21 protein-coding genes are annotated in these 22,156 nt (G+C 67.1%); 10 read left to right on the top strand and 11 right to left on the bottom strand.

The genetic code is table 11. The features are described from left to right. Positions 1-38: 38 nt before the first annotated feature. Positions 39-1,205: a hypothetical protein gene (locus OXS31_RS04370; RefSeq protein ID WP_077171869.1), complete on the bottom strand. Its 1,167-nt coding sequence runs from the start codon at positions 1,203-1,205 to the stop codon at positions 39-41. Between the two features lie 106 nt (positions 1,206-1,311). Then, the gene (locus OXS31_RS04365; RefSeq protein WP_267398225.1) at positions 1,312-2,217 is read right to left on the bottom strand and encodes a LysR substrate-binding domain-containing protein; all 906 of its coding nucleotides are present in this window, start codon (positions 2,215-2,217) and stop codon (positions 1,312-1,314) included. Positions 2,218-2,318: 101 nt separating this feature from the next. Here OXS31_RS04365 and OXS31_RS04360 point away from each other — a divergent pair, with 101 nt between their 5' ends. From OXS31_RS04360 to rpoS, 8 genes are all read left to right on the top strand, one after another. Continuing rightward, positions 2,319-3,431 carry an S-(hydroxymethyl)glutathione dehydrogenase/class III alcohol dehydrogenase gene (locus tag OXS31_RS04360; RefSeq protein WP_027597065.1) on the top strand — a complete coding sequence of 371 codons (1,113 nt, stop codon included), beginning with the start codon at positions 2,319-2,321 and terminating at the stop codon, positions 3,429-3,431. Positions 3,432-3,470: 39 nt separating this feature from the next. After that, complete coding sequence (gene fghA, locus OXS31_RS04355; protein WP_267398098.1) at positions 3,471-4,325, top strand: S-formylglutathione hydrolase; 855 nt, start codon at positions 3,471-3,473, stop codon at positions 4,323-4,325. Positions 4,326-4,391: 66 nt separating this feature from the next. Beyond that, positions 4,392-4,865 (top strand): 2-C-methyl-D-erythritol 2,4-cyclodiphosphate synthase, encoded by a 474-nt coding sequence (ispF, locus tag OXS31_RS04350; RefSeq protein ID WP_027597063.1) that lies wholly within the window; start codon positions 4,392-4,394, stop codon positions 4,863-4,865. Next, the gene (truD, locus tag OXS31_RS04345) at positions 4,862-5,920 is read left to right on the top strand and encodes a tRNA pseudouridine(13) synthase TruD (protein WP_267398096.1); all 1,059 of its coding nucleotides are present in this window, start codon (positions 4,862-4,864) and stop codon (positions 5,918-5,920) included. The genes ispF and truD overlap by 4 nt, the downstream gene beginning before the upstream one ends. Beyond that, positions 5,908-6,663, top strand: coding sequence for a 5'/3'-nucleotidase SurE (surE, locus tag OXS31_RS04340; protein WP_267398095.1), 756 nt, complete (start codon positions 5,908-5,910; stop codon positions 6,661-6,663). Before truD ends, surE begins: the two co-directional genes overlap by 13 nt. A 38-nt stretch (positions 6,664-6,701) precedes the next feature. Further along, positions 6,702-7,340, top strand: a complete 639-nt coding sequence (locus tag OXS31_RS04335; RefSeq protein ID WP_007159462.1) for a protein-L-isoaspartate(D-aspartate) O-methyltransferase — start codon at positions 6,702-6,704, stop codon at positions 7,338-7,340. Between the two features lie 170 nt (positions 7,341-7,510). Further along, positions 7,511-8,362, top strand: coding sequence for a peptidoglycan DD-metalloendopeptidase family protein (locus tag OXS31_RS04330; RefSeq protein WP_267398094.1), 852 nt, complete (start codon positions 7,511-7,513; stop codon positions 8,360-8,362). A 110-nt stretch (positions 8,363-8,472) separates the two neighbouring features. Next, positions 8,473-9,465 (top strand): RNA polymerase sigma factor RpoS, encoded by a 993-nt coding sequence (gene rpoS, locus OXS31_RS04325; RefSeq protein ID WP_007159460.1) that lies wholly within the window; start codon positions 8,473-8,475, stop codon positions 9,463-9,465. Between the two features lie 407 nt (positions 9,466-9,872). Here rpoS and fdxA read toward each other — a convergent pair whose 3' ends face one another. The 9 genes from fdxA to OXS31_RS04280 form a co-directional block, all read right to left on the bottom strand. Then, entirely contained in the window at positions 9,873-10,196 is a 324-nt protein-coding gene (gene fdxA / locus OXS31_RS04320) for a ferredoxin FdxA (protein WP_007159459.1), read from the bottom strand. A 68-nt stretch (positions 10,197-10,264) separates the two neighbouring features. After that, complete coding sequence (gene mutS, locus OXS31_RS04315) at positions 10,265-12,841, bottom strand: DNA mismatch repair protein MutS (protein WP_267398089.1); 2,577 nt, start codon at positions 12,839-12,841, stop codon at positions 10,265-10,267. A gap of 92 nt (positions 12,842-12,933) precedes the next feature. Continuing rightward, a complete protein-coding gene (locus OXS31_RS04310) occupies positions 12,934-14,883 on the bottom strand; it encodes an ATP-binding protein (protein ID WP_144946865.1) in 1,950 nt (649 codons plus the stop codon). Positions 14,884-14,947: 64 nt separating this feature from the next. Further along, positions 14,948-15,154 (bottom strand): hypothetical protein, encoded by a 207-nt coding sequence (locus tag OXS31_RS04305; protein ID WP_007159388.1) that lies wholly within the window; start codon positions 15,152-15,154, stop codon positions 14,948-14,950. Positions 15,155-15,207: 53 nt separating this feature from the next. Next, the gene (locus OXS31_RS04300; RefSeq protein ID WP_027597057.1) at positions 15,208-16,191 is read right to left on the bottom strand and encodes a D-glycerate dehydrogenase; all 984 of its coding nucleotides are present in this window, start codon (positions 16,189-16,191) and stop codon (positions 15,208-15,210) included. Between the two features lie 14 nt (positions 16,192-16,205). After that, positions 16,206-17,489: an MFS transporter gene (locus tag OXS31_RS04295; protein WP_042136037.1), complete on the bottom strand. Its 1,284-nt coding sequence runs from the start codon at positions 17,487-17,489 to the stop codon at positions 16,206-16,208. 43 nt (positions 17,490-17,532) lie between these two features. Continuing rightward, positions 17,533-18,462: a sugar kinase gene (locus OXS31_RS04290; RefSeq protein WP_267398082.1), complete on the bottom strand. Its 930-nt coding sequence runs from the start codon at positions 18,460-18,462 to the stop codon at positions 17,533-17,535. Next, a complete protein-coding gene (locus tag OXS31_RS04285) occupies positions 18,455-19,237 on the bottom strand; it encodes a TIM barrel protein (RefSeq protein ID WP_267398080.1) in 783 nt (260 codons plus the stop codon). Before OXS31_RS04285 ends, OXS31_RS04290 begins: the two co-directional genes overlap by 8 nt. 57 nt (positions 19,238-19,294) lie before the next feature. Continuing rightward, positions 19,295-20,332, bottom strand: coding sequence for a substrate-binding domain-containing protein (locus OXS31_RS04280; protein ID WP_027597053.1), 1,038 nt, complete (start codon positions 20,330-20,332; stop codon positions 19,295-19,297). A gap of 163 nt (positions 20,333-20,495) precedes the next feature. Between OXS31_RS04280 and OXS31_RS04275 the strand changes: the two genes are divergently transcribed. Both OXS31_RS04275 and recA read left to right on the top strand, forming a co-directional pair. Next, positions 20,496-20,996 carry a CinA family protein gene (locus OXS31_RS04275; protein WP_027597052.1) on the top strand — a complete coding sequence of 167 codons (501 nt, stop codon included), beginning with the start codon at positions 20,496-20,498 and terminating at the stop codon, positions 20,994-20,996. Between the two features lie 86 nt (positions 20,997-21,082). Further along, a complete protein-coding gene (recA, locus tag OXS31_RS04270) occupies positions 21,083-22,126 on the top strand; it encodes a recombinase RecA (protein ID WP_007159381.1) in 1,044 nt (347 codons plus the stop codon). Positions 22,127-22,156 lie beyond the last annotated feature (30 nt).

Raw genomic sequence — 22,156 nt, 5'->3', positions numbered from 1 at the left:
AAGTCTAGTTCAAGCGCCAATCCGGTCCAGCGCAGCGGCTAGTAGCGATAGATGGCCGCCACGCCGGTGCCGCCCGGCATCCGCTCGCGCGGCAGGACCAGCACCTCGCCACCTTGCTGCAGGGCCTGGAAGCTGAGTTCGTCCAGCAGGTCGTCGGCATTGGCGCCCTCCGGCTTGGCGGGGACCAGCAGGCGCCGTTCCAGGTCCAGATAGCCCGGGATATGGCGATCGGCTTCCACCAGCAGGGTGTCGACCCGGGCGTCCAGCAGGGCGCCGCCGATGTCTTCCAGGCGATCCGAGGCCAGCCCCTGCCCATGACGCTGGGCGTAGGTATCCAGCAGGTCGTCGAGTCGCTGTTCCATGCGGGGCGCCATCACCGCCCAGGCCCTGGCACGCAGGGCGTCGTTGTCCAGGGGACCGGGATCACCGGCGATGCCTTCGGGCAAGAGATGGGGATTCTGGCTCAGGCGGCGAAAGGCGGCCTGGTGCTCCGGCAGCGCGGCCAGCACCAGGGGCAGGCGAGCGGTGTTGCTGTGCACCCGGGTCAGGGCGCGGTCCAGGGCCAGGAAGTAGCGCTCGCGGTCGGCGTCCTGCTCGTCATGCTTGCTGATGCCGCCGGCGTTGTGCTGCATGGAGTCGCCACGCTCGCCGGCCCGGCTGAAGCCCTGGGGCAGGCCGCGCTGGTTGCCTTCGGTCAGCTCGGTGCCGAGGGCGTCTTCCAGGGTGCGCGGCACCCCTTCGCCCAGCTCCACCTCCACCAGGTTGTCGCGGTTGCCTTCGAACAGGTGCGCCTGGTTGCGGGTCAGGCACAGCACCTGATAGCGATCCCGCGCCTGGGCCAGGCGCAGCAGCGGCTGCAGCTGGAAGTGGTGGTTGACCCGGGCGGTCTCTTCCAGGGGATCCAGTACCTTGAGCACCCGGAGCTGATCGCGGTCGCGCAGGATGGCCAGGCCGCCGCGCGGGTAGTGCCAGAAATCGGCGTTGTCCACCAGGGTCTGCAGCGGCGCCAGCAGCGCGGCGTGATCGGCTTCGGGAAAGCGCTCGACGAGATCCGCTTCCAGCTGCCGCAACAGATTCTTAAAGCGGATGACATTCTGCTCACGCTGCGGAAAGGCGCGCTCGGTGGGCATGTAGAGAGACAGGCATGGTGGGGTCGCCTCCTTCATCCAGGTGGCGAGTGCGTGATGATCGAGGGTGTCGTTCATGGGACCTCCGGCTGCAGGAGTCGCCGTGACGCCACCGGCAGGGCGGGGTCAGGACGACCGACACCCTTTCGAAGGCCGCTCGAAAGACCCGGTTCCTCCGCTGCGCTCAGCTTCCGGATGGGTGGCGAGCGCCTGGGCGCGGGGTGCTCAGGCCCTGTTTGAGGTGTTCCACCAGCAGGCGGATCTTCGGCGAGAGAAAGCGCCGCTGCGGGTAGAGCGCCCAGACCGCGCTGTTGGGCGGCTGGCGATTGTCCAGCAGGGCGCGCAACTCGCCACGGGCCAGGTGCGGCAGCACGTAGTAGTCCGGCAGCTGGCACAGGCCGAAGCCACGCAAGGCGGCGTCCAGCACCGCCTGGCCGCTGTTGCAGCGCCAGGAACCCTGCACCCGGTGGAGGATTTCGCGTTCGTTCTCGCGAAAGCTCCAGATATCGCTGGTGCCCACCAGGCAGCGATGGCGCCCGAGTTCCGACAGGGTATGGGGTGCGCCGAAGCGCTCCAGGTAGCTGGGCGCGGCGCACAGATAGAGCTCCCGCGGCGCCAGCCGCGTCGCCACCAGCCGCGAGTCGGCTAGGCGACCTAGGCGGATCGCCAGGTCGTAGCCTTCGTGCAGGAGATCGACGGTGCGATTGGTCAGGTCCAGTTCCAGGCTGACCTCGGGATAGCGGGCGAGGAAGTCGTTGACCAGGGGCACGACGAAGCGCTCACCATAGGTCACGGCGCAGGTCATGCGGATCAGCCCCTTGGGCTGGCTGGAGAGATCGCTGACCTCGCGCAGGGCTTCGTCGCGCGCCTCCTGCAGCCGGCGGCAGTGCTGCAGAAAGGTGTGGCCGGCTTCGGTGAGGGCGACGCTGCGGGTGCTGCGATAGAGCAGGCGCGCCTGCAGCCGTTCTTCCAGTCGGGCCACCTGCCGGCTCACGTGAGAGGTCGAGGTGCCGAGGCGATCGGCGGCCTGGCCGAAGTGCAGGGTGCTCGCCACGGCGACGAATTCGTCGATGCCCTCCCAGCTCATGATTGTTTCCCTGTGGCAAAAATGAATTCCAGTATGCCCGATTGTTCCAGGAATTCTGGCGTCTAAACTGGTCCTCTCGTTTTTTCGCCCCTCTGGAGTCGACCATGATCAAGTCCCGCGCCGCCGTAGCCTTCGCGCCCAACGAGCCCCTCAAGATCGTCGAAGTGGACGTGGAGCCGCCCAAGGCCGGTGAGGTGCTCATCCGCATCGTCGCCACCGGTGTCTGCCACACCGATGCCTACACCCTCTCGGGTCAGGATTCCGAAGGGGTCTTTCCCTGCATCCTCGGTCACGAGGGCGGTGGCATCGTCGAGGCGGTGGGCGAGGGCGTGACCTCGGTCGCCGTGGGCGATCACGTCATCCCGCTGTACACCGCCGAATGCGGTCAGTGCAAATTCTGCAAATCCGGCAAGACCAACCTCTGCAGCTCGGTACGCGCCACCCAGGGCAAGGGCCTGATGCCCGACGGCACCACCCGTTTCTCCTACAACGGCGAGCCGATCTACCACTACATGGGTTGCTCCACCTTTTCCGAGTACACGGTGCTGCCGGAGGTCTCGGTGGCCAAGATCCCCCAGGAAGCGCCCCTGGAGAAGGTCTGCCTGCTGGGTTGTGGCGTGACCACCGGCATCGGCGCCGTGCTCAACACCGCCAAGGTGGAAGAGGGCGCCACCGTCGCCGTCTTCGGCCTGGGCGGCATCGGCCTGGCCGCCATAATCGGCGCCAAGATGGCCAAGGCCAGCCGCATCATCGCCATCGACATCAATCCGTCCAAGTTCGACATCGCCCGTGAGCTGGGCGCCACCGACTTCATCAATCCCAAGGATCACCAGAAGCCGATCCAGGAGGTCATCGTCGAGCTGACCGATGGCGGCGTCGACTACAGCTTCGAGTGCGTCGGCAACGTCAACCTGATGCGTGCAGCGCTGGAGTGCTGCCACAAGGGCTGGGGAGAGTCGGTGATCATCGGCGTGGCCGGGGCCGGCCAGGAAATCAGCACCCGCCCGTTCCAGCTGGTGACCGGGCGCGTCTGGCGCGGCAGCGCCTTCGGCGGCGTCAAGGGCCGCAGCGAGCTGCCCGGCTATGTGCGCAAGGCGCAGAGCGGCGAGATCCCGCTGGACACCTTCATCACCCACACCATGGGCCTGGAGCAGATCAACGAGGCCTTCGAGCTGATGCACGAAGGCAAGAGCATCCGCACCGTCGTCCACTACTGATCGCCAGGCGGGCGCCCAGGGGCGCCCCCTGTCCGGGAGATGACCATGAGTCTCGAACTGCTCTCCAGCAACAAGAGTTTCGGCGGCTGGCACAAGCGCTATCGCCATCGCGCCCGCAGTCTCGACTGCGACATGACCTTCGCCGTCTACCTGCCGCCCCAGGCGGAGGCGCGCAGCGACCTGCCGGTGCTCTACTGGCTGTCGGGGCTGACCTGCACCGACGAGAACTTCATGCAGAAGGCCGGTGCCCAGCGCCTGGCCGCCGAGCTGGGCCTGGTGCTGGTGGCGCCGGACACCAGTCCGCGCGGCGAAGGCGTACCGGACGACCCCGAAAAGGCCTGGGATTTCGGCCTGGGGGCGGGGTTCTACGTCAACGCCACTCAGCAGCCCTGGGCCCGGCACTACCGCATGCACGACTATGTGGTGGAAGAATTGCCGGCGCTGATCGAGGCCAATTTTCCGGTCTCGGATCGTCGCGGCGTCAGCGGTCACTCCATGGGCGGCCACGGTGCCCTGATCTGCGCCTTGCGGCATCCCGGTCGTTATCGCTCGGTGTCGGCCTTCTCACCCATCGTCAATCCGCTGGATTGTCCCTGGGGGCACAAGGCGTTCTCCAACTACTTGGGCGAGGACCGCAGCACCTGGGCCGAGTGGGACGCCTGTGCACTGCTGGCCAAGGCCGAGGAGCGCCTGCCGCTGCTGGTCGACCAGGGCGAGCAGGATAGCTTCCTCGCCGAACAGCTCAAGCCCCAGGCGCTGCAGCGCGCGGCGGAAGCCGTGGGCCATCCGCTGGAACTGCGTCTGCAACCGGGGTATGACCACAGCTATTTCTTCGTCGCCAGCTTCATCGACGACCATCTGCGGCATCACGCAGCGGCGCTCACGACCCCCTGAGGGCGACGGGAGCTGTCCCCAGCCGGTAGAATCGACGCCCTGTCAGTCTCAAGGGCGTCTCTCTTCATGCGCATAGGTCACGGTTTCGACGTTCACGCCTTTGGCGAGGGCGACTTCATCACCCTCGGTGGCATTCGTATTCCCCACCACCGTGGCCTGGTCGCCCACTCCGACGGCGACGTGCTGCTGCATGCCCTGGCCGATGCCCTGCTGGGCGCGGCCGCCCTGGGCGACATCGGCAAGCATTTCCCCGATACCGATCCGCGCTTCAAGGGCGCCGACAGTCGGGTGCTGCTGCGTCATGTGGTCGGCCTGGTCCGCGAGCAGGGCTGGCAGGTCGGTAACGTCGACGGCACCATCGCCGCCCAGGCGCCCAAGATGGCGCCGCACATCGAAGCCATGCGCCAGGCCATCGCCGAGGATCTGCAGGTCGAGCTGGGGCAGGTCAACGTCAAGGCCACCACCACCGAACGCCTGGGTTTCGTCGGGCGCGAAGAGGGCATCGCCGTGCACGCCGTGGCCCTGCTGCTGCCGCTATGACCGAAGACCAGCTGCTCGGGCCGCGCGCCCATGGCGAGCCCTGCGGCCAGGCGATCCTCAAGGCCAGCGCCGAGGACTTCCAGGTGGACGAGGTGCTGGACATCCCGCTCAGCGGTGATGGCGAGCACCTCTGGCTGTGGGTCGAGAAGCGCGGCCTCAACACCGAGGAAGCGGTGCGCCGCCTGGCGCGCGCCGCCGGGGTGCCGCAGCGGGCGATCAGCTATGCCGGTCTCAAGGATCGCCAGGCCCTGACCCGCCAGTGGTTCAGCCTGCACCTGCCCGGCAAGGCCGATCTGGATCTGTCGGCCGCCTGTGACGAGACGCTGGTGATCCTCCAGCAGGGTCGCCACCGCCGCAAGCTGCAGCGCGGCGCCCATGCCGCCAACGGCTTCCGCCTGCGGCTGACCGGGCTCCAGGCCGATCCGGTGGCGCTGGAGGCGCGGCTGCAGGCCATCGTCGCCGGCGGCGTGCCCAACTATTTCGGTCCGCAGCGCTTCGGCTATCAGGGCGGCAACCTGGCGGACGCTCAGCAGTGCGCCCGCGAGCAGCGCCTGCCCGAGCAGCGCAATCGGCGCTCGCGCACCCTGTCCGCCGCGCGCAGCTGGCTGTTCAATCAGGTGCTGGCCGGGCGCATCGCCGATGGCTCCTGGAAGCGGGCGCAGGAGGGCGATCTGCTGGCCTTCACGGACAGCCGCAGCCACTTTCCGGCCACCGCCGCCGATCTGACCGATCCGCGCCTGGCGGCGCTCGATCTGCACCCCACCGGCCCCCTGTGGGGCGCCGGCGAGTCGCCGGTGCAGGGGCCGGCCGCAGACCTGGAGCGGCAGGTCGCAGAGGCCGCCGGAGAGCTGCCCGCCTGGCTGGCCGGTGCCGGCCTCTCGCATGAACGGCGCATCCTGCGCCTCCCCATCGGCGGCCTGACGTGGCATTATCCCGCTCCTGACATTCTGCAACTCGAATTCGTCCTGCCGGCCGGCTGTTTCGCCACCGCAGTGGTTCGCGAGCTGGTAACGCTTGGCGAGGCAGGGCAGACGGAACATCCATGCGACTTCTGATCGCCAACGACGATGGGGTGCTGGCCCCCGGTATCGCCGCGCTGCATGCCGCGCTCTCCGCCCGTGCGGAATACGAGTGCCAGGTAGTCGCGCCGCTCTATGACATGAGCGGTGTGAGCAGTGCCCTGACGCTGGACCGCCCCCTGCATCCGCAGCGCCTGCCCAATGGCTTCCTGGGCGTCAACGGCACGCCTACCGATTGCGTTCACCTCGGCCTCAATGGCCTGCTGGAAGAGACACCGGACATGGTGGTGGCCGGCATCAACCTGGGTGCCAACCTGGGCGACGACGTCCTCTATTCCGGCACCGTGGCCGCGGCCATGGAAGGACGGTTCCTCGATCGGCCGGCGCTGGCCTTCTCGCTGGTGTCGCGCAGTGCCGACAACATGGCGGTGGCGGCCGAGATCGCCGCCCGCATCGTGGCCCTGCACGAACGCTTCGATCTGCCGCCGCGCACCGTGCTCAACGTCAACATCCCGGATCTGCCGCTCGAGCAGATCAAGGGCCTGCAGCTGACCCGTCTGGGGCACCGGGCCCAGGCCAAGCCGCCGGTGCGCGAGATCAATCCGCGCGGCAAGGCCGGTTACTGGATCTCGGTTTCCGGCGATGCGGTGGATGGCGGACCGGGTACCGACTTCCACGCCGTGCTGGAAGGCTATGTCTCGGTGACGCCGCTGCAGTTCGATCGCACCTTCCGCGAGGGCTTCGCCGGCCTGTCGGCGCTGACGGAGCTGCTGGCATGACTCAGGGGCAAGAGCATATGCAAAGACACGGCATCGGCATGACCTCCCAGCGTACCCGGGAGCGGCTCATCCAGCGCCTCTACGAAGAGGGGCTGTCCAACGCCCAGGTGCTGGAGGTGATCCGCCGTACGCCGCGCCACCTGTTCGTCGACGAGGCCCTGGCCCATCGCGCCTACGAAGACACGGCGTTGCCCATCGGCCACAACCAGACCATCTCCCAGCCGTTCATGGTGGCGCGCATGACCGAGCTGCTGCTCGCCGGCGGGCCGCTGGACAAGGTCATGGAGATCGGCACCGGCTCCGGCTACCAGACCGCCATCCTGGCGCAGACCGTGGAGCGGGTGTTTTCCGTGGAGCGTATCCAGTCGCTGCAGGATCGGGCCAAGGAGCGTCTGCTCGAACTCAACCTGCGCAACGTGGTGTTCCGCTGGGGCGATGGCTGGGAAGGCTGGCCGGCACTGGCACCCTACAACGGCATCATCGTCACCGCCGCCGCGCGGGAAGTGCCCCAGGCGCTGCTCGACCAACTGGCCCCTGGCGGTCGCCTGGTGATCCCGGTAGGCGTCGACGAGGAGCAGAAGCTCCTGCTGATCGTGCGCGAGGCCGAAGGCTTCGTCCGCCACGAACTCAACGCCGTCCGTTTCGTGCCCCTGCTCAACGGACCTCTGGCCCAGTGAGAGACAGGGAACGTTACCCCGGTACCGCGCTCCAAGGCTGCCTGACGGCAGCGGCCGCTTGAGGCCGGCAGGATGGCCGGACGGTAGATGATCAGACTCTGCGGGAGGAACGGGTGAAGGCCCGAGCGCAAGGATTTCCAGGACGAGGGCGTTCAAGCTGGCTGGCGACGTTGCTCGTGGCCCTGCTGCTGACGGGTTGTTCGAGCAACGGCTCGCGAGCGCCGGTGGTCGACCGCGGCGATGGCCGCAGCAGCGTGCCCCAGGTCACCTCCGGCCAGTATCGCGTCAAGCGAGGAGACACCCTGTTTTCCATCGCCTCGCGCAACGGCTGGGAATGGCGCGCCCTGGCGGCCCAGAACGGCCTCGCTGCGCCCTATGTCATCCATGTCGGCCAGGTGATCCGCTTCGGCAATGGCGGCAGCGCCACGGGTTCCAGTCGTATCATCCGCCGGCCGGCCACGGGCTCGGCCACCCCTGTCGCTTCCGCGCCGGCACCCGGCAATCCGGTGGCGACCCCGGTACCCATTCCGCCGCCCGTGACCTCCAATCCCACCGCCGCCACCCCGGTGGTGACTCCGAATCTGCCCGCGGCACCGCCGCCGACGCCGGTGACACCGGCCCAGACGCCGACCCGTGACGTCCCCCAATCCGCCGCCGGTTGGGCCTGGCCGACGAAAGGTACGTTGATCAGTCGCTTCTCGGCCAGCAGCAGCCTAAACAAGGGAATAGACATCGCCGGCCAGGAAGGTCAGCCCGTGATGGCCGCCGCCGATGGCACCGTGGTCTATGCGGGAAATGGTCTACGGGGTTATGGTGAACTGGTTATCGTCAAACACAGCGAAACCTACGTCAGTGCCTACGGTCACAATCGTAGGTTGCTGGTTCGGGAAGGTGAGCGTGTCAAGATAGGGCAGACGATTGCCGAGATGGGTTTGACCGGGACCGACCGCGTCAAGCTCCATTTCGAGATTCGCCGTCAGGGCAAGCCGGTGGATCCCTTGCAGTTTTTGCCCAATCGCTGATTCGCTAGGCGCCGACTCGATCCCGCAGCTCTTTGGGGGCGAGTCATGGCGCATCGGCAACGTATCGATACGCCCTGGCTCGAAGCACAGACGAGCAAGGGTTACTCAAGATGATCCAGAACAAACAAGAAACCGAGTACGATCTCGGCGACGATGTCCTGCTTCTCGATTCCAATCCCTTCGGTGAGGAATCCGCCGATACCGCCATGACCAAGGCCCTGTCCGGGCGCGGCAACCAGGTCCTGCGCGGTGCCAAGCTGGCCGACTATGGCCGTGCACTCGACGCCACTCAGCTCTATCTCAATGAAATCGGCTTCTCGCCACTGCTGTCACCGGCAGAAGAGGTGCATTTCGCCCGTCTCGCGCAGCGCGGCGATCCCGCCGGTCGCAAGCGCATGATCGAAAGCAACCTGCGTCTGGTGGTCAAGATCGCCCGGCGCTACATCAACCGTGGCCTGTCGCTGCTCGATCTGATCGAAGAGGGCAACCTGGGCCTGATCCGCGCGGTGGAGAAATTCGATCCCGAGCGGGGCTTCAGATTCTCCACCTATGCCACCTGGTGGATCCGGCAGACCATCGAGCGGGCGATCATGAATCAGACCCGCACCATTCGCCTGCCGATCCATGTGGTCAAGGAGCTCAATCTGCACCTGCGCGCCGCGCGGGAGCTGACCCAGAAGCTCGATCACGAACCTTCCCCTGAGGAAATCGCCGCCCTGCTGGAAAAACCGGTGGCGGACGTGAAGCGGGTGATGGGCCTCAACGAGCGGATCAGCTCGGTGGACATGGTCCTCGGCCCCGATTCCGACAAGACCCTGCTCGATACCCTGACCGATGATCGTCCCACCGATCCCTGCGAACTGCTGCAGGATTCGGATCTCAACCAGAGCATCGACCAGTGGCTGCTGGAGTTGCCGGAAAAGCAGCGCGAAGTGGTGATCCGGCGCTTCGGGCTGCGCGGTCACGAAGCCTGCACCCTGGAAGAGGTAGGGCAGGAGATAGGCCTTACCCGCGAGCGGGTCCGGCAGATCCAGGTCGAGGCGCTCAAGCGGTTGCGGGAAATCTTCGAACGCAACGGCCTGTCCAGTGATTCGCTGTTCTGATCGCGCCTAGCTGAATGTCAGCCAAACGGAGCCCGGATTTTTCCGGGCTTTTTTCTGCGTGTTCTTGTAAGCCAGGGCTTACAGCCTGCGTAAGCCTGTATCGCTTGGAGCTGCCAGAAAGCATCGCTTGATCAGCGCGAGAAGACGCCAAGTACCTGCTACATAACGTTTTTCTGTTTCCGGTCGAAGCGCGAGGCGAGATCGAAAGGCGCGCTATGGCAGATTGCCAGCCTTCAGGAGAAGCGTACTATCGGCGCTGTGTCTGGGACGACACGGATCGGCAGGACGCGGATCAGGAACACCTCAGGACGAGGTTCACCAGGACGGTGGCAGGATTACAGGGACAGGGACGAAGGGGGCGGAGCGATCCGCCCCCTTTTTTATTGCCTGGAGATTCCAGGCAAGGCCTAGCGTTCGAGCTGGGGGAGCTTGTTGGGCTTGCCATCCCACTCGGCGGCGTCAGGCAGGGCGTCCTTCTTCTCGGTGATGTTCGGCCAGATGTTGGCCAGTTCACTGTTGAGTTCGATGAAGGCTTCCTGGCCGGCCGGCACCTCGTCTTCCGAGAAGATCGCCTGGGCTGGGCATTCGGGTTCGCACAGGGCGCAGTCGATGCACTCGTCCGGGTGGATCACCAGGAAGTTGGGGCCTTCGTAGAAGCAGTCCACCGGGCAGACTTCCACGCAGTCGGTATATTTGCATTTGATGCAGTTGTCAGTGACGACGAAGGTCATCTGCTCGTTCTCCTCAGGCTAAGGCGGCGGATTCTAGCAGCATTGCCGGAACCCTCGTATCCGTTAACTCAGATACGCTTTTTCCATTCGTAGATAAGCTCCAGGGCCCGTCTGGGTGTGATGTCGTCCGGCTGCAGGCGTTCCAGTTCCTCGATGAGAGGATGGACGGCGCTGGCGAACAGATCGGCCTGTAGCGGACGATCCTTGGCTGGCGCGCTCACCGGCAGCGGCGTACCCACCTCACCGTTGAAACTGGCCGCTTCCAGGCGGGCGAGATGCTCGCGCGCGCGCAGGATGACGTCTTCCGGCACTCCGGCCAGCTGCGCCACGGCCAGGCCGTAGCTCTGGCTGGCCGGGCCGGGCAGCACATGGTGCAAGAAGACGATGCGGTCGTTGTGCTCGGTGGCGTTGAGGTGGACGTTGGCCACGCTCGGCTGGCCGTCCGGCAGCACGGTCAGCTCGAAGTAGTGGGTGGCGAACAGCGTCCAGGCGCGCAGTCGCGCCAGTTGCTCGGCGGCGGCCCAGGCCAGCGACAGGCCGTCGAAGGTGCTGGTGCCGCGACCGACCTCGTCCATCAGCACCAGGCTGTGTTCGCTGGCGTTGTGCAGGATGTTGGCGGTCTCGCTCATCTCCACCATGAAGGTGGAACGGCCGCCGGCCAGGTCGTCGCTGGAACCGATGCGGGTAAAGATGCGATCCACCAGCGACAGCTCGCAACTGGCCGCCGGGACGAAGCTGCCGACATGGGCCAGGAGCACGATCAGCGCGGTCTGGCGCATGTAGGTGGACTTGCCGCCCATGTTCGGACCGGTGATCACCAGCATGCGGGTGTCGTTGTCCAGGGTGACGTCGTTGGCGACGAAGGGCGTTTCCAGCACCTGTTCCACCACCGGGTGGCGCCCCTGGCCGATCTTCAGGCAGGGCTCCTCGACGAAGCGCGGCTTGTTCAGGTCCAGGTTGAGGGCGCGCTCGGCGAAGTTGGCCAGGACGTCCAGTTCGGCCAGGGCGGCGGCGCTGTCCTGCAACGGCGCCAGGTGGCCGATGAGCTCGTCGAGCAGGGCTTCGTAGAGCGCCTTCTCGCGGGCCAGGGCGCGGCTTTGCGCCGACAGCGCCTTGTCTTCGAAGGCCTTCAGCTCCGGGGTGATGAAGCGCTCGGCGCCCTTGAGGGTCTGGCGGCGGATGTAGTCGGCCGGGGCCGATTCGGCCTGGCGGCTGGGGATCTCGATGAAGTAGCCGTGGACGCGGTTGTAGCCGACCTTGAGGCCCTGCAGGCCGGTGCGGGCCTTTTCCCGGGCCTCTAGGTCCATGAGGAACTGGCCGGCGTTCTCGCTCAGGGTCTGCAACTCGTCCAGCTCGCTGTCGTAGCCGCGCTTGATGACGCCGCCATCGCGGATCACCGCGGGCGGGTTGTCGATGATGGCGCGGGCCAGGGTGGCGGCCAGCTCCGGATAGGTCTGGATGCTCCGGGCCAGGTCGAGCAGGTGCGGGGCGATCATCTGCGTCAGCCCGTCCTGCAGCGCCGGCAGCGCGGCCAGGGCATCGCGCAGGCGGGCGAGATCGCGCGGGCGGGCGTTGCGCAGGCCGATGCGGGCGAGGATGCGTTCCAGGTCGCCGATGTCCTTGAGCTGCGGTTGCAGCGACTCGAAGCGATAGCCTTCCAGCAGGCAGGTGATGGCGTCCTGGCGGGCTTCGATGATGGCGCGATTGCGCAACGGGCGATTCAGCCAGCGGGTCAGCAGGCGACTGCCCATGGCGGTCTGGCAGCGGTCCACCACCGATTGCAGGGTGTTGTCGCGACCGCCGGCCAGGTTGATGTCCAGTTCCAGGTTGCGGCGGCTGGCGCCGTCGAGGATGACGGTGTCGTCCAGGCGCTCGTGGCGGAGGCTGCGCAGGTGTGGCAGGGCGGTGCGCTGGGTTTCCTTGGCATAGGCCAGCAGGCAGCCGGCGGCGCCGAGGGCCAGGCCCAGCTTGTCGCAACCGAAGCCCTTGAGGTCACCGGTGCCGAATTGCTGGCAGAGGCTCTTGAGCGCCGAATCGCAGTCGAAATCCCAGGGCGCCCGGCGACGTACGCCGCGGCGCTTCTCGGCGGGCAGGCCGGCGGGCCAGTCGTCGGGGATCAGCAGCTCGGCGGGATTGAGGCGATCCAGCTCCGCCAGCAGGGTTTCCCAGCCGGCCAGTTCCTGCACGGTGAAGCGACCGCTGGCGATGTCCAGCACGGCCAGGCCGAACAGGCGTTCGTCGCCCAGCACGGCGGTCAGCAGGTTGTCGCGGCGCTCGTCGAGCAGCGCCTCGTCGCTGACGGTGCCGGGGGTGATGATGCGCACCACCTGGCGTTCCACCGGGCCCTTGCTGGTGGCCGGGTCGCCGATCTGCTCGCAGATCACCACGGACTCGCCGAGCTTGACCAGCTTGGCCAGGTAGCCTTCGGCGGAATGGAAGGGGATGCCGGCCATGGGGATGGACTTGCCGGCCGAGGCGCCACGGGCGGTCAGGGTGATGTCGAGCAACTTGGCGGCACGCCGGGCGTCGTCATAGAACAGCTCGTAGAAATCGCCCATGCGATAGAACAGCAGCTGTTCGGGATGCTGATGCTTGATCTTGAGGTACTGCTGCATCATGGGCGTGTGCGCGGAGAGGTCGCTCATGCGGGTGTTTCGATCCGGTTGCCTGTGGATAGCCGCGTATTGTCCATCAACTGGCGGCGTTTGTCGGCCCCGCTCGGCTCAGGGCAGCGGCATCAGGCCTGCGGTCGTTGTTCGCGGGCGGCCAGCAGCAGATCGATCTGGGTCATGAGCCTTTCCAGGGTAAAGGGCTTGGCCAGCACCTCGACGCCGGGCACCGGCAGGGGCTGACCGGGCAGGTCCGCCTCGGCGTAGCCGGTGATCAGCAGGGTCATCAGGCCGGGGCGGCGTTCACGGGCCAGGGCGGCGAGCTGGCAGCCGCTCAGCCCGCCTGGCAGGCCGACATCGGCGATCAGCAGGTCCAGCGGCGTATCCGATTCCAGCACCTGCAGGGCGGTGGCGGCATCGGTCGCCTCCAGGGTGCGGATACGGTGTTCGCGCAGGGCCTCGTCCACCAGCGCCCGCACCAGCGGTTCGTCGTCCACCACCAGCACCGTCATGCCAGCGGGATAGCGCAACGGCGAGGTGCGCAGCGTCTCGACCGACGGCGGCGGGGCGTCCACCAGGCGCGGCAGATAGAGGGTAACGGTAGTGCCCCGCTCGGGTGCCGAGACGATATGGGCGACGCCGCCGGACTGTTTGGCGAAGCCATAGATCATCGACAGACCGAGGCCGGTGCCCATGCCCACCGGCTTGGTGGTGAAGAAGGGATCGAAGGCGCGTGCCAGGACCTCGGGTGGCATGCCGGTACCGGTGTCGAGCACCGCCAGGGTCACATAGTCGCCAGGCGGCAATTCCAGGGCGGCAGCCTGGGCGTCGTTGAGCCGGCGATTGGCGGTGACGATGCGCAGCGTCCCACCCTCGGGCATGGCATCCCGAGCGTTGATGCACAGGTTGAGCAGGGCGTTCTCCAGCTGGTGGGGATCGCACAGGGTGGGATTCAACGCCTCGGCCAGTTCGATGTGGATCTCGACCTGGGGACCGACCGAGCGGCGGATCAGTTCTTCCATGCCCAGCACCAGGGCGTTGGTCTGGGTGGCGGTGGGGTCCAGCGCCTGGCGGCGGGAAAAGGCGAGCAGGCGGTGAGTCAGGGCCGCGGCGCGTTCGGCGGCGCCCTTGGCGCCCGTGGCATAGCGTTCGAGATCGGTGTAGCGGCCCTGGGCGAGTCTCAGGCTGAGCATGTCGAGACTGCCGATCACGCCGGTCAGCAGGTTGTTGAAGTCATGGGCGATGCCGCCGGTCAGCTGGCCCACGGCCTCCATCTTCTGACTCTGGCGCAACTGTTCCTCGGTCTGGCGCAGGGCTTCCTGCTGCTCGCGGATGGCCGTCACCTCGCGTACCGCGGAATAGATGAGGCCATCCTGCAAGACCGAATTCCACGACAGCCAGCGATAGCCGCCTTCGCGATGCCGATAGCGATTCTCGAAGCCGAACACGGGTTCGCCAAGCGTCAGGCGTTCCAGCGCCGCCTCGGTGCGGGCGCGATCCTCGACGTGGACGAAGGCCATGAAGGGTTCGTGGCGCAGTTGCTCTGCGCTCCAGCCCAGGGTGCTGGTCCAGGCCGGATTGAGGTCCAGCAGTTGGCCTTCGAGGGTAGCCGTGCAGAGCAGGTCGGGGCTGGCCTGCCAGATGAGGTCCCGCTGCCGGGTGCGCAGGGCCACTTCTTCGCCGAGATTGCCGGCGAAGCGATGGAGGGACTCCAGGCTGCGGCGCTGGGCCGCGCAGACCATGGCCATGATGACGTTGACCAGCACGAACAGCGCATGGGACACCCAGCGTTCGGAGAACAACGCGAAATAGGCCGGGGCCTTGACGAAGAGGGTCTCGGCCAGCAGCACCGACAGCAGGGTGGCGAAGATCCCGGGACCGAGGCCGAACCAGAAGGCCCCGGCCATGATGAAGGGAATGAACAGCAGATAGGGCAGGCTGTCGATCCCCAGGCTCAGGCGAATGCCGGCCGCGACGGCGATGAGCAGGGCCGCGCCCAGATAGCGCAAGGGGGCGGGGGCGTCCCGCGGGGCCAGCTTGAGCAACCGGCCGAGCAGGATGTAAGGGGCGATGGGCACTGGCGCTAGACCTCGGGACGCGGGTCCGTCACGGTAGCGAAAGGCTGCACGAGCGGAAGGCCGATCAGGTGCCCTCGTGTCGCTCGAATTCCTCGACGGCACGCGCTACCTCGGCATTGTCCGCCGCCGTGCTGCGGGCCTGGCGCTCGAAGGCGGTGGCCAGTTCGTTGACCAGCTGCAGCAGGCGCGGGATGTCGCCGCTGCGCTCGGCATCGGCGGCCTGCTCGCGCACGCGGTTGACGAAGGCTTGGGGATCGTCGAAGGCGGTCATGGGGCGTTCTCCGTGGGGATGATACTTGTCTGACCACAAATGACGGCCAAGGCTCACTCGCGCCGCTGCCAGACCTCGGGATTCACCAGATTCGCCGGTCGTTGACCGCCCAGGGCGGCCAGCAGATTGTCCACCGCGCAGCGGGCCATGGCTTCACGCGTCTCCCGGGTCGCCGAGCCCAGGTGCGGCGTAGGCACCACGTTGGGCAGTTGCAGCAGGGGCGAGTCCGCTGCCACGGGTTCCTGATCGAAGACATCCAGGCCGGCGCCGCGCAGGCGGCCTTCCTGCAAGGCCGTGATCAACGCGGCCTCGTCGATCACCGGTCCGCGCGAGACGTTGATCAGGATGGCGTGGGCCGGTAGCCGCGCGAGCTCGGCGGCGCCCAGCAGGTGATGGGTCTCCTCGCTCAGGGGCACGGTGACGCAGAGAAAGTCGCAGCTCGCCAGCAACTCGGGCAGCGGCAGGAAGCGCGCGCCGAAGCGCTCGTCCACCTCGGGCTTGGCGGCGTGGGCGGTGTAGTTGACCTGCATGCCGAAACCCAGGTGGGCGCGGCGGGCGATGGCCTGGCCGATGCGGCCCATGCCCACCAGCCCCAGGGTCTTGCCATGGACGTCGCAACCGAAGTGCGCCTCGCCCAGGCTGGCTTGCCACTGGCCGGCGCGCACCCAGTCGGCCAGCTCGACGATGCGCCGCGCGGTGGCGAGCAGCAGGGCGAAGGCGGCGTCGGCCACGCTTTCGGTCAGGACATCCGGGGTGTTGCAGAGCAGGATGCCGCGCCGCTGCAGATAGGGCAGGTCATAGCTGTCGAATCCGACCGAGACGCTGGCGATGGCTTCCAGCCGGGGCGCCAGATCCAGCAACTCGGGCGTCAGCTTGAAGCTGGAGCCGAGCAGGCCCTGAGCCTCGGGCAGACGCTCGCGCAGCCGGGCTTCGCCGCCCGGCGCCTTGACGTCGACGTATTCCAGGTCGAAGGCCTCTTCCAGGCGCGCGGTGAGCGCCGGGGACAGGGCCTTGTAGTGGATCACCTTCTTTTTCATGGACAGCGTTTCCTCTAGTGACTGGCAGCGGGCTTGAGCGCCGCGGCGCGGGCGACCGGCTCCTGGCGCAGCAGCAGGGTCAGGACCACGGCCACCAGCAGGGCGCCGCCCATGAAGCCGAAGGACGCCCCGGGACCGCCGGTCACGCCATTGAGATAGCCCACCAGGTAGGAGCCGGCAAAGGAGCCCAGGGCACCCATGCTGTTGATCAGCGCCATGGCGCCACCGGCCACGTTGCCGGGGAGGATTTCCGGGACGATGGCGAAGAAGGGGCCGTAGGGGGCGTACATGCAGGCACCGGCCACCACCAGCAGGGCATAGGACCACCAGAAGTGCTGGGTGCCGAGGGCGAAGGAGCCGAGGAAGGCCAGGGCGGCGATCAGTAGCGGCGGCCAGACGAACAGCTTGCGATTCTGCAGGCGATCCGACGCCCAGGACACGCCGACCATGGCCAGCACGGCGGCGAGGTAGGGCAGCGAAGACAGCCAGCCGGCCTGGACGATGTCCAGTTGGGCACCCTTGCGCAGGATCGAGGGCAGCCAGATGACGAAGCCATAGACGCCGATGCTCCAGCAGAAGTACTGCAGCGACAGCAGGATGACCTTGGGGGAGCGGAAGGCTTCGGCGTAGTTCTTGACCGGCTTCATGCCCTGCTGCTCGGCCTTCAGGGCCTCTTCCAGGCGGGCCTTCTCGGCCTGATCGAGCCACTTGGCGTCCTTGGGCCGCTCGTCGGCGATCCGCCACCAGATAAAGGCCCAGATCACCGCCGGCAGGCCTTCGATGATGAACATCCAGCGCCAGTCCAGGGCATGGATCAGATAACCCGAGACCACCGACATCCAGAGGATGGTCACCGGATTGCCGAGGATCAGAAAGGTGTTGGCCCGGGAGCGCTCGCGCTTGGTGAACCAGTGGCAGAGATAGACCAGCATCGCCGGCATCACCGCGGCTTCCACCACACCGAGCAGGAAGCGGATGGCGATCAGCAGGGTGACGTTGGGCACCATGCCGGTCAGGGTCGCCAGGCCGCCCCAGCCGATCAGGCTCCAGAAGATCAGCCGCTTGACGCTGCGCTTCTCGGCGTAGATGGCGCCAGGCACCTGGAAGAAGAAGTAGCCGAGAAAGAACAGTGCGCCGAGCAGCGACGACATCGCCGGAGTGATGCCCAGGTCGTCGGCCATGCCCGAGGCGGCCGCGAAGCCATAGTTGGCTCGATCGAGATAGGCCAGGCTGTAGGTGATGAAGACCACCGGCATCAGATACCACCAGCGGCGTGGAGCGAGAGAAGAGGCGTTCATGGGGTCACCTGCTTGATTGTTCTTGTCAGGGGGTTGGGATCGATCAGGGGAGTTCGTGACGGTAGGGCAGTCCTTCCATGTCGCCGACCACCTGCACGGCGCGGGCGCCGATCCAGTTGCCACGGGCGACGGCGGCAGCGACGTCGAGACCGTCGAGCAGGGCGCTGACGAAGCCGGTGGCGAAGCCATCGCCGGCGCCGACGGTGTCGACCACCTCGGCCACGGGCACACCGGGGACCTCGCCCTCGGCGTCGGGCGTGCGCCAGTAGCCGCCCTCGGGGCCGAGCTTGATGGCCACGGCCTTGGCGCCACGGTCGAGGTAGAAGGCGGCGATGTCCGCCGGGGTGTCGTAGCCGGTCAGCAGGCGGCCCTCGGCCAGGCCGGGCAGCACCCAGTCGGCCAGGGCGGCGAGGTCGTTGAGTTCACGGCGCATCTGGTCTTCGCTGTCCCACAGCGACGGCCGCAGGTTGGGATCGAAGGAGATGCTGCGGCCGGCGTCGCGCATGGCCTGCAGCAGGTGCCGGCTGAAGGCGCGGGCGCTGGGCGACAGCGCTGGCGGAATACCGGTGGCATGCAGGTGACGCGCCCGCAGCAGGCTGGGGTCGAAGTCTTCCTCGATGTTGAGGTGGCTGGCCGCCGAGCCGCGGCGGAAGTACTCGACCACCGGGTCGCTGCCATCGGTGGCGCGAGACTTGAGCTGAAAGCCGGTGGGGTGCCGGGGATCGATCCTGAGGCGGCGGCAGTCCAGCCCCTCGGCTTCGAGACTGGCGCGCACGAAGCGGCCAAAGGAGTCATCGCCGACCCGCGACAGCCAGGTGACCTTGAAGCCCAGGCGGCTCAGGCCGATGGCCACGTTGTTGTCGGCGCCGGCGATGCGCTTGCCGAACTGGCCGACCGTGGCCAGCTCGCCCGGCGTCTCGGCGACGAACATGGTCATGGTTTCGCCAAAGGCGAGGATGTCGATGTCAGCCATGCCGGCGAGTCTCCTGAACCTGGGCATCCAGGGTGCGCAACGCCGCCACCTGGCGACGGGTCTCGGCCAGCAGATCCGCACCCATCAGGGGAAATTCGATGGCCCGCCGCAGGCCGCTGGGGAAGTGCGTCATCAGCCCCTGCCAGGCCAGCAGGTCCGCGGCCTCCGGCGGCACCGCATGCAGGCCGCCGGCACGCCGGCGCACCGCCTTGCAATGCAGGTAACGGACGTCCGGGCCGAGCAGGCGGGCGGCCTGCAGCGGGTCTTCGTCCTGCCAGCGCCAGTTGCCGACATCGAAGGTCAGTCCCACCGGCAGCTGCGCTGCCCGCGCCGCCTGGATGAAGGCGCGCAGCGGTTCGATCCGACCACCCTGGGCGGTCTGGTCGTTTTCCACCAGCAGTTGAGGGCCCGCGTCGGTCAGCAGGGGGGCGAGCGCCGCCAGATCGGCTGCGGCGCGATAGTGCCCGAGGGACACCTTGAGCGTGTCGGCGCCCAGCAGGCGGGCCTCGGCGAGGGCGGCGGGGAGGCGCGGCGAGAGCGCGGCGTCGGTCTCGGGCCAGAGCTCCAGGGGGACGGAATAGATGCAGCCCAGGCCGGCGGCCCGGATGGCGGCGCCCAGGGCCGCGAAGTCGGGGGCCTCGGTAAAGAGTTCGGCGCGGATCTCCACATGGGAGGCTCCCGCGGCGGCGATCAGATCGAGCCAGGCGGCCTGACCCTGGGCACGGACCCCGTCGGCGCCAAAGGCCGAGGTGGTGATGGCGATCTCCGGTGGCATTGTTATTCTCCTGAAACCGGTTTCAAAGAAAGACGGGCAAAAAGACGAAAGGTGCCCCTAGGTCCTGGCGCGAGTCGACTGGCGGATACGCAACTCCGCGCCGAAGGTCTGCTGCACCGGAGCGCTGCGATCGCCGTCGATACGCCGCTGCAGGCGCTCGAAGGCGGCCACGCCCAGGGCATGGGTCGGTTGGGCCAGGGCGCTGATACCGCCGCCCACCAGGGGAAACCAATCCAGATCATCCAGGGCCAACAGACCGAAGCGCTCGAACAGGGGCTCGCCCAGGGCCTGCAGCGCCAGGGTGGTGGCCAGGGTCGCCACGCCGTTGGCGGTGAGCAGCGCCTTGGGACCGGGACCGGGAGCGGCGAGGAAGGTGGCGAGGGCGGTCTGCAGCGCCAGGGCATCGTCAGCCTGGGCGCAATGGGTACCACGGCAGCCGGGGTGTTCGGCCAGTGCCGTGTCGAAGGCCGTCAGGCGCTGGCGACGGGAGCTGGTGCCGTCCAGGGGTTCGCTGACCAGCAGCAGGTCGCGATAGCCCTGGCGTTGCAGGTGGGCGACCCCGGTGGCGATGGCCTGGTGGTTATCGAGGCCGACCAGATCGGCCTCGACGCCGGGCAGTTCGCGGTCCAGCAGCACCAGCGGCAGGCGGCTGCCCAGCTGGCGCAGGTCGGCGGCGTGCTGGCCGAAGGTGTTCACGATCAGGCCTTCGATGCTGTAGGACTGCAGCGCGGCCAGTTGTTGGCGCTCCTGGCGGGCGTCCTGGTCGGTGTTGCAGATCAGCAGCGAATAGCCCTGCTGGCGGCAGGCGGTTTCGACGCCATGCATGACCGCGGTGGAGTAGGGGTTGAGCAGGTCGGCCACCAGCATGCCGATCAGGCGACTGCGACCGCGCTTGAGGCCGCGGGCCATCTGGTTGGGCTGGAAATCGAGGGCGACCACGGCCTGCTCGATGCGCGCGGCGAGGGAGTCGGACAGCAGGCGGCGATCACCGCTGATGTAGCGGGACACGCTGGCCTTGGACACGCCGGCGGCGGCGGCCACTTCGGCGATGGTCGCACGGGTGGCGCGCGGACCGGGGAGGTAGACATCGTTCATGGCGTACCGCTGTTAGATTTTTGTAGGTGCCTGAAACCGGTTTCAGTAAATCTTTTCTCACGCGCGGCGGCAAGCCGGTCTAAGGTGCAGGCCGACCAGTGGTCGCCGCAGCCACTCGCTTGCCGCGGTCACCTTCTAAGTCTCTTTGCACAGGAAGCTCTCGATGGACCTCCTCGACAGCCTGGCCCAACGCCTCGGTGAAGCCCTGCAGGCGGCCGGCGCCCAGGTCACCACCGCCGAATCCTGCACCGGTGGCGGTATCGCCGAAGCCATTACCCGCATCGCCGGCAGCTCCGCCTGGTTCGAGGCCGGCTTCGTCACCTATTCCAACCGCCAGAAGACCCTGCAGCTGGACGTGCCCGAGGCCCTGTTCGAGCAGGTCGGAGCGGTCAGCGAAGAGGTGGTGACGGCCATGGCGCTGGGTGCGCAACAGCGCGCCGGGGCGCGCTTCGCCGTGGCGGTGAGCGGGATCGCCGGGCCGGGTGGCGCGGTGCCGGGCAAGCCGGTCGGCACCGTCTGGCTGGCCTGGCGCGACGGCGAGAAATTGCGCACTGAACGGCAGGTCTTTGCCGGCGATCGCGCCGCCGTCCGCCAGCAGACCCAGGTCCGCGCGCTGGAGGTTTTATTGGCGTTTCTGACCGAGGAAAAAGGCCCTCAGGTGTAGCAACCAGGGGGCGACTATGGTTTAATACTGTTCACTTATACAGGTATCCACGGCCGTCTGGCCCTTCTTTCTCCGAGAGGAATCTAATGGACGACAACAAAAAGCGTGCCCTGGCCGCGGCCTTGGGACAGATTGAAAAGCAATTCGGCAAGGGCACCGTGATGCGCATGGGCGATCACGATCGCCAGGCCATTCCGGCGATTTCCACCGGCTCCCTGGGTCTCGACATCGCCCTCGGCATCGGCGGTCTGCCCAAGGGCCGTATCGTCGAAATCTACGGTCCCGAGTCCTCGGGCAAGACCACCCTGACCCTGTCGGTCATCGCCCAGGCCCAGAAGCAGGGCGCCACCTGCGCCTTCGTCGACGCCGAGCACGCGCTGGACCCGGACTATGCCGGCAAGCTGGGCGTCAACGTCGACGACCTGCTGGTGTCCCAGCCGGATACCGGCGAACAGGCCCTGGAAATCACCGACATGCTGGTGCGCTCCAACGCGGTCGACGTCATCATCGTCGACTCCGTGGCCGCCCTGGTGCCCAAGGCCGAGATCGAAGGCGAGATGGGTGACATGCACGTGGGTCTGCAGGCGCGTCTGATGTCCCAGGCGCTGCGCAAGATCACCGGCAACATCAAGAACGCCAACTGCCTGGTCATCTTCATCAACCAGATCCGCATGAAGATCGGTGTGATGTTCGGCAACCCCGAGACCACCACCGGCGGTAACGCCCTGAAGTTCTACTCCTCGGTCCGTCTCGACATCCGCCGCATCGGCGCGGTGAAGGAAGGCGACGAGGTGATCGGTAGCGAAACCCGTGTCAAGGTGGTCAAGAACAAGGTGGCACCGCCGTTCCGTCAGGCCGAGTTCCAGATCCTCTACGGCAAGGGTATCTACCTGAACGGCGAGATCATTGATCTGGGCGTGCAACTGGGTCTGATCGAGAAGTCGGGCGCCTGGTACAGCTACCAGGGCAGCAAGATCGGCCAGGGCAAGGGCAATGCTGCCAAGTTCCTGGAAGACAACCCCGAGATCAAGGGCGCCGTGGACAAGGCGATCCGCGAGAAGCTGCTGAGCCAGCCGACTAATCAGAAGGCCGAAGTGGCCGCTGAAGAAGACGCTGACGTCGATTTCTGATCGCCGGCCAGTGCTCTAGACGACCCCCGC

The organism is Pseudomonas sp. GM_Psu_1 (assembly GCF_026544185.1).
GTDB lineage: Bacteria > Pseudomonadota > Gammaproteobacteria > Pseudomonadales > Pseudomonadaceae > Chryseomonas > Chryseomonas oryzihabitans.
The sequence above is the reverse complement of the archived record's forward strand: the minus strand, read 5'-3'. Positions and strand labels throughout refer to the sequence as shown.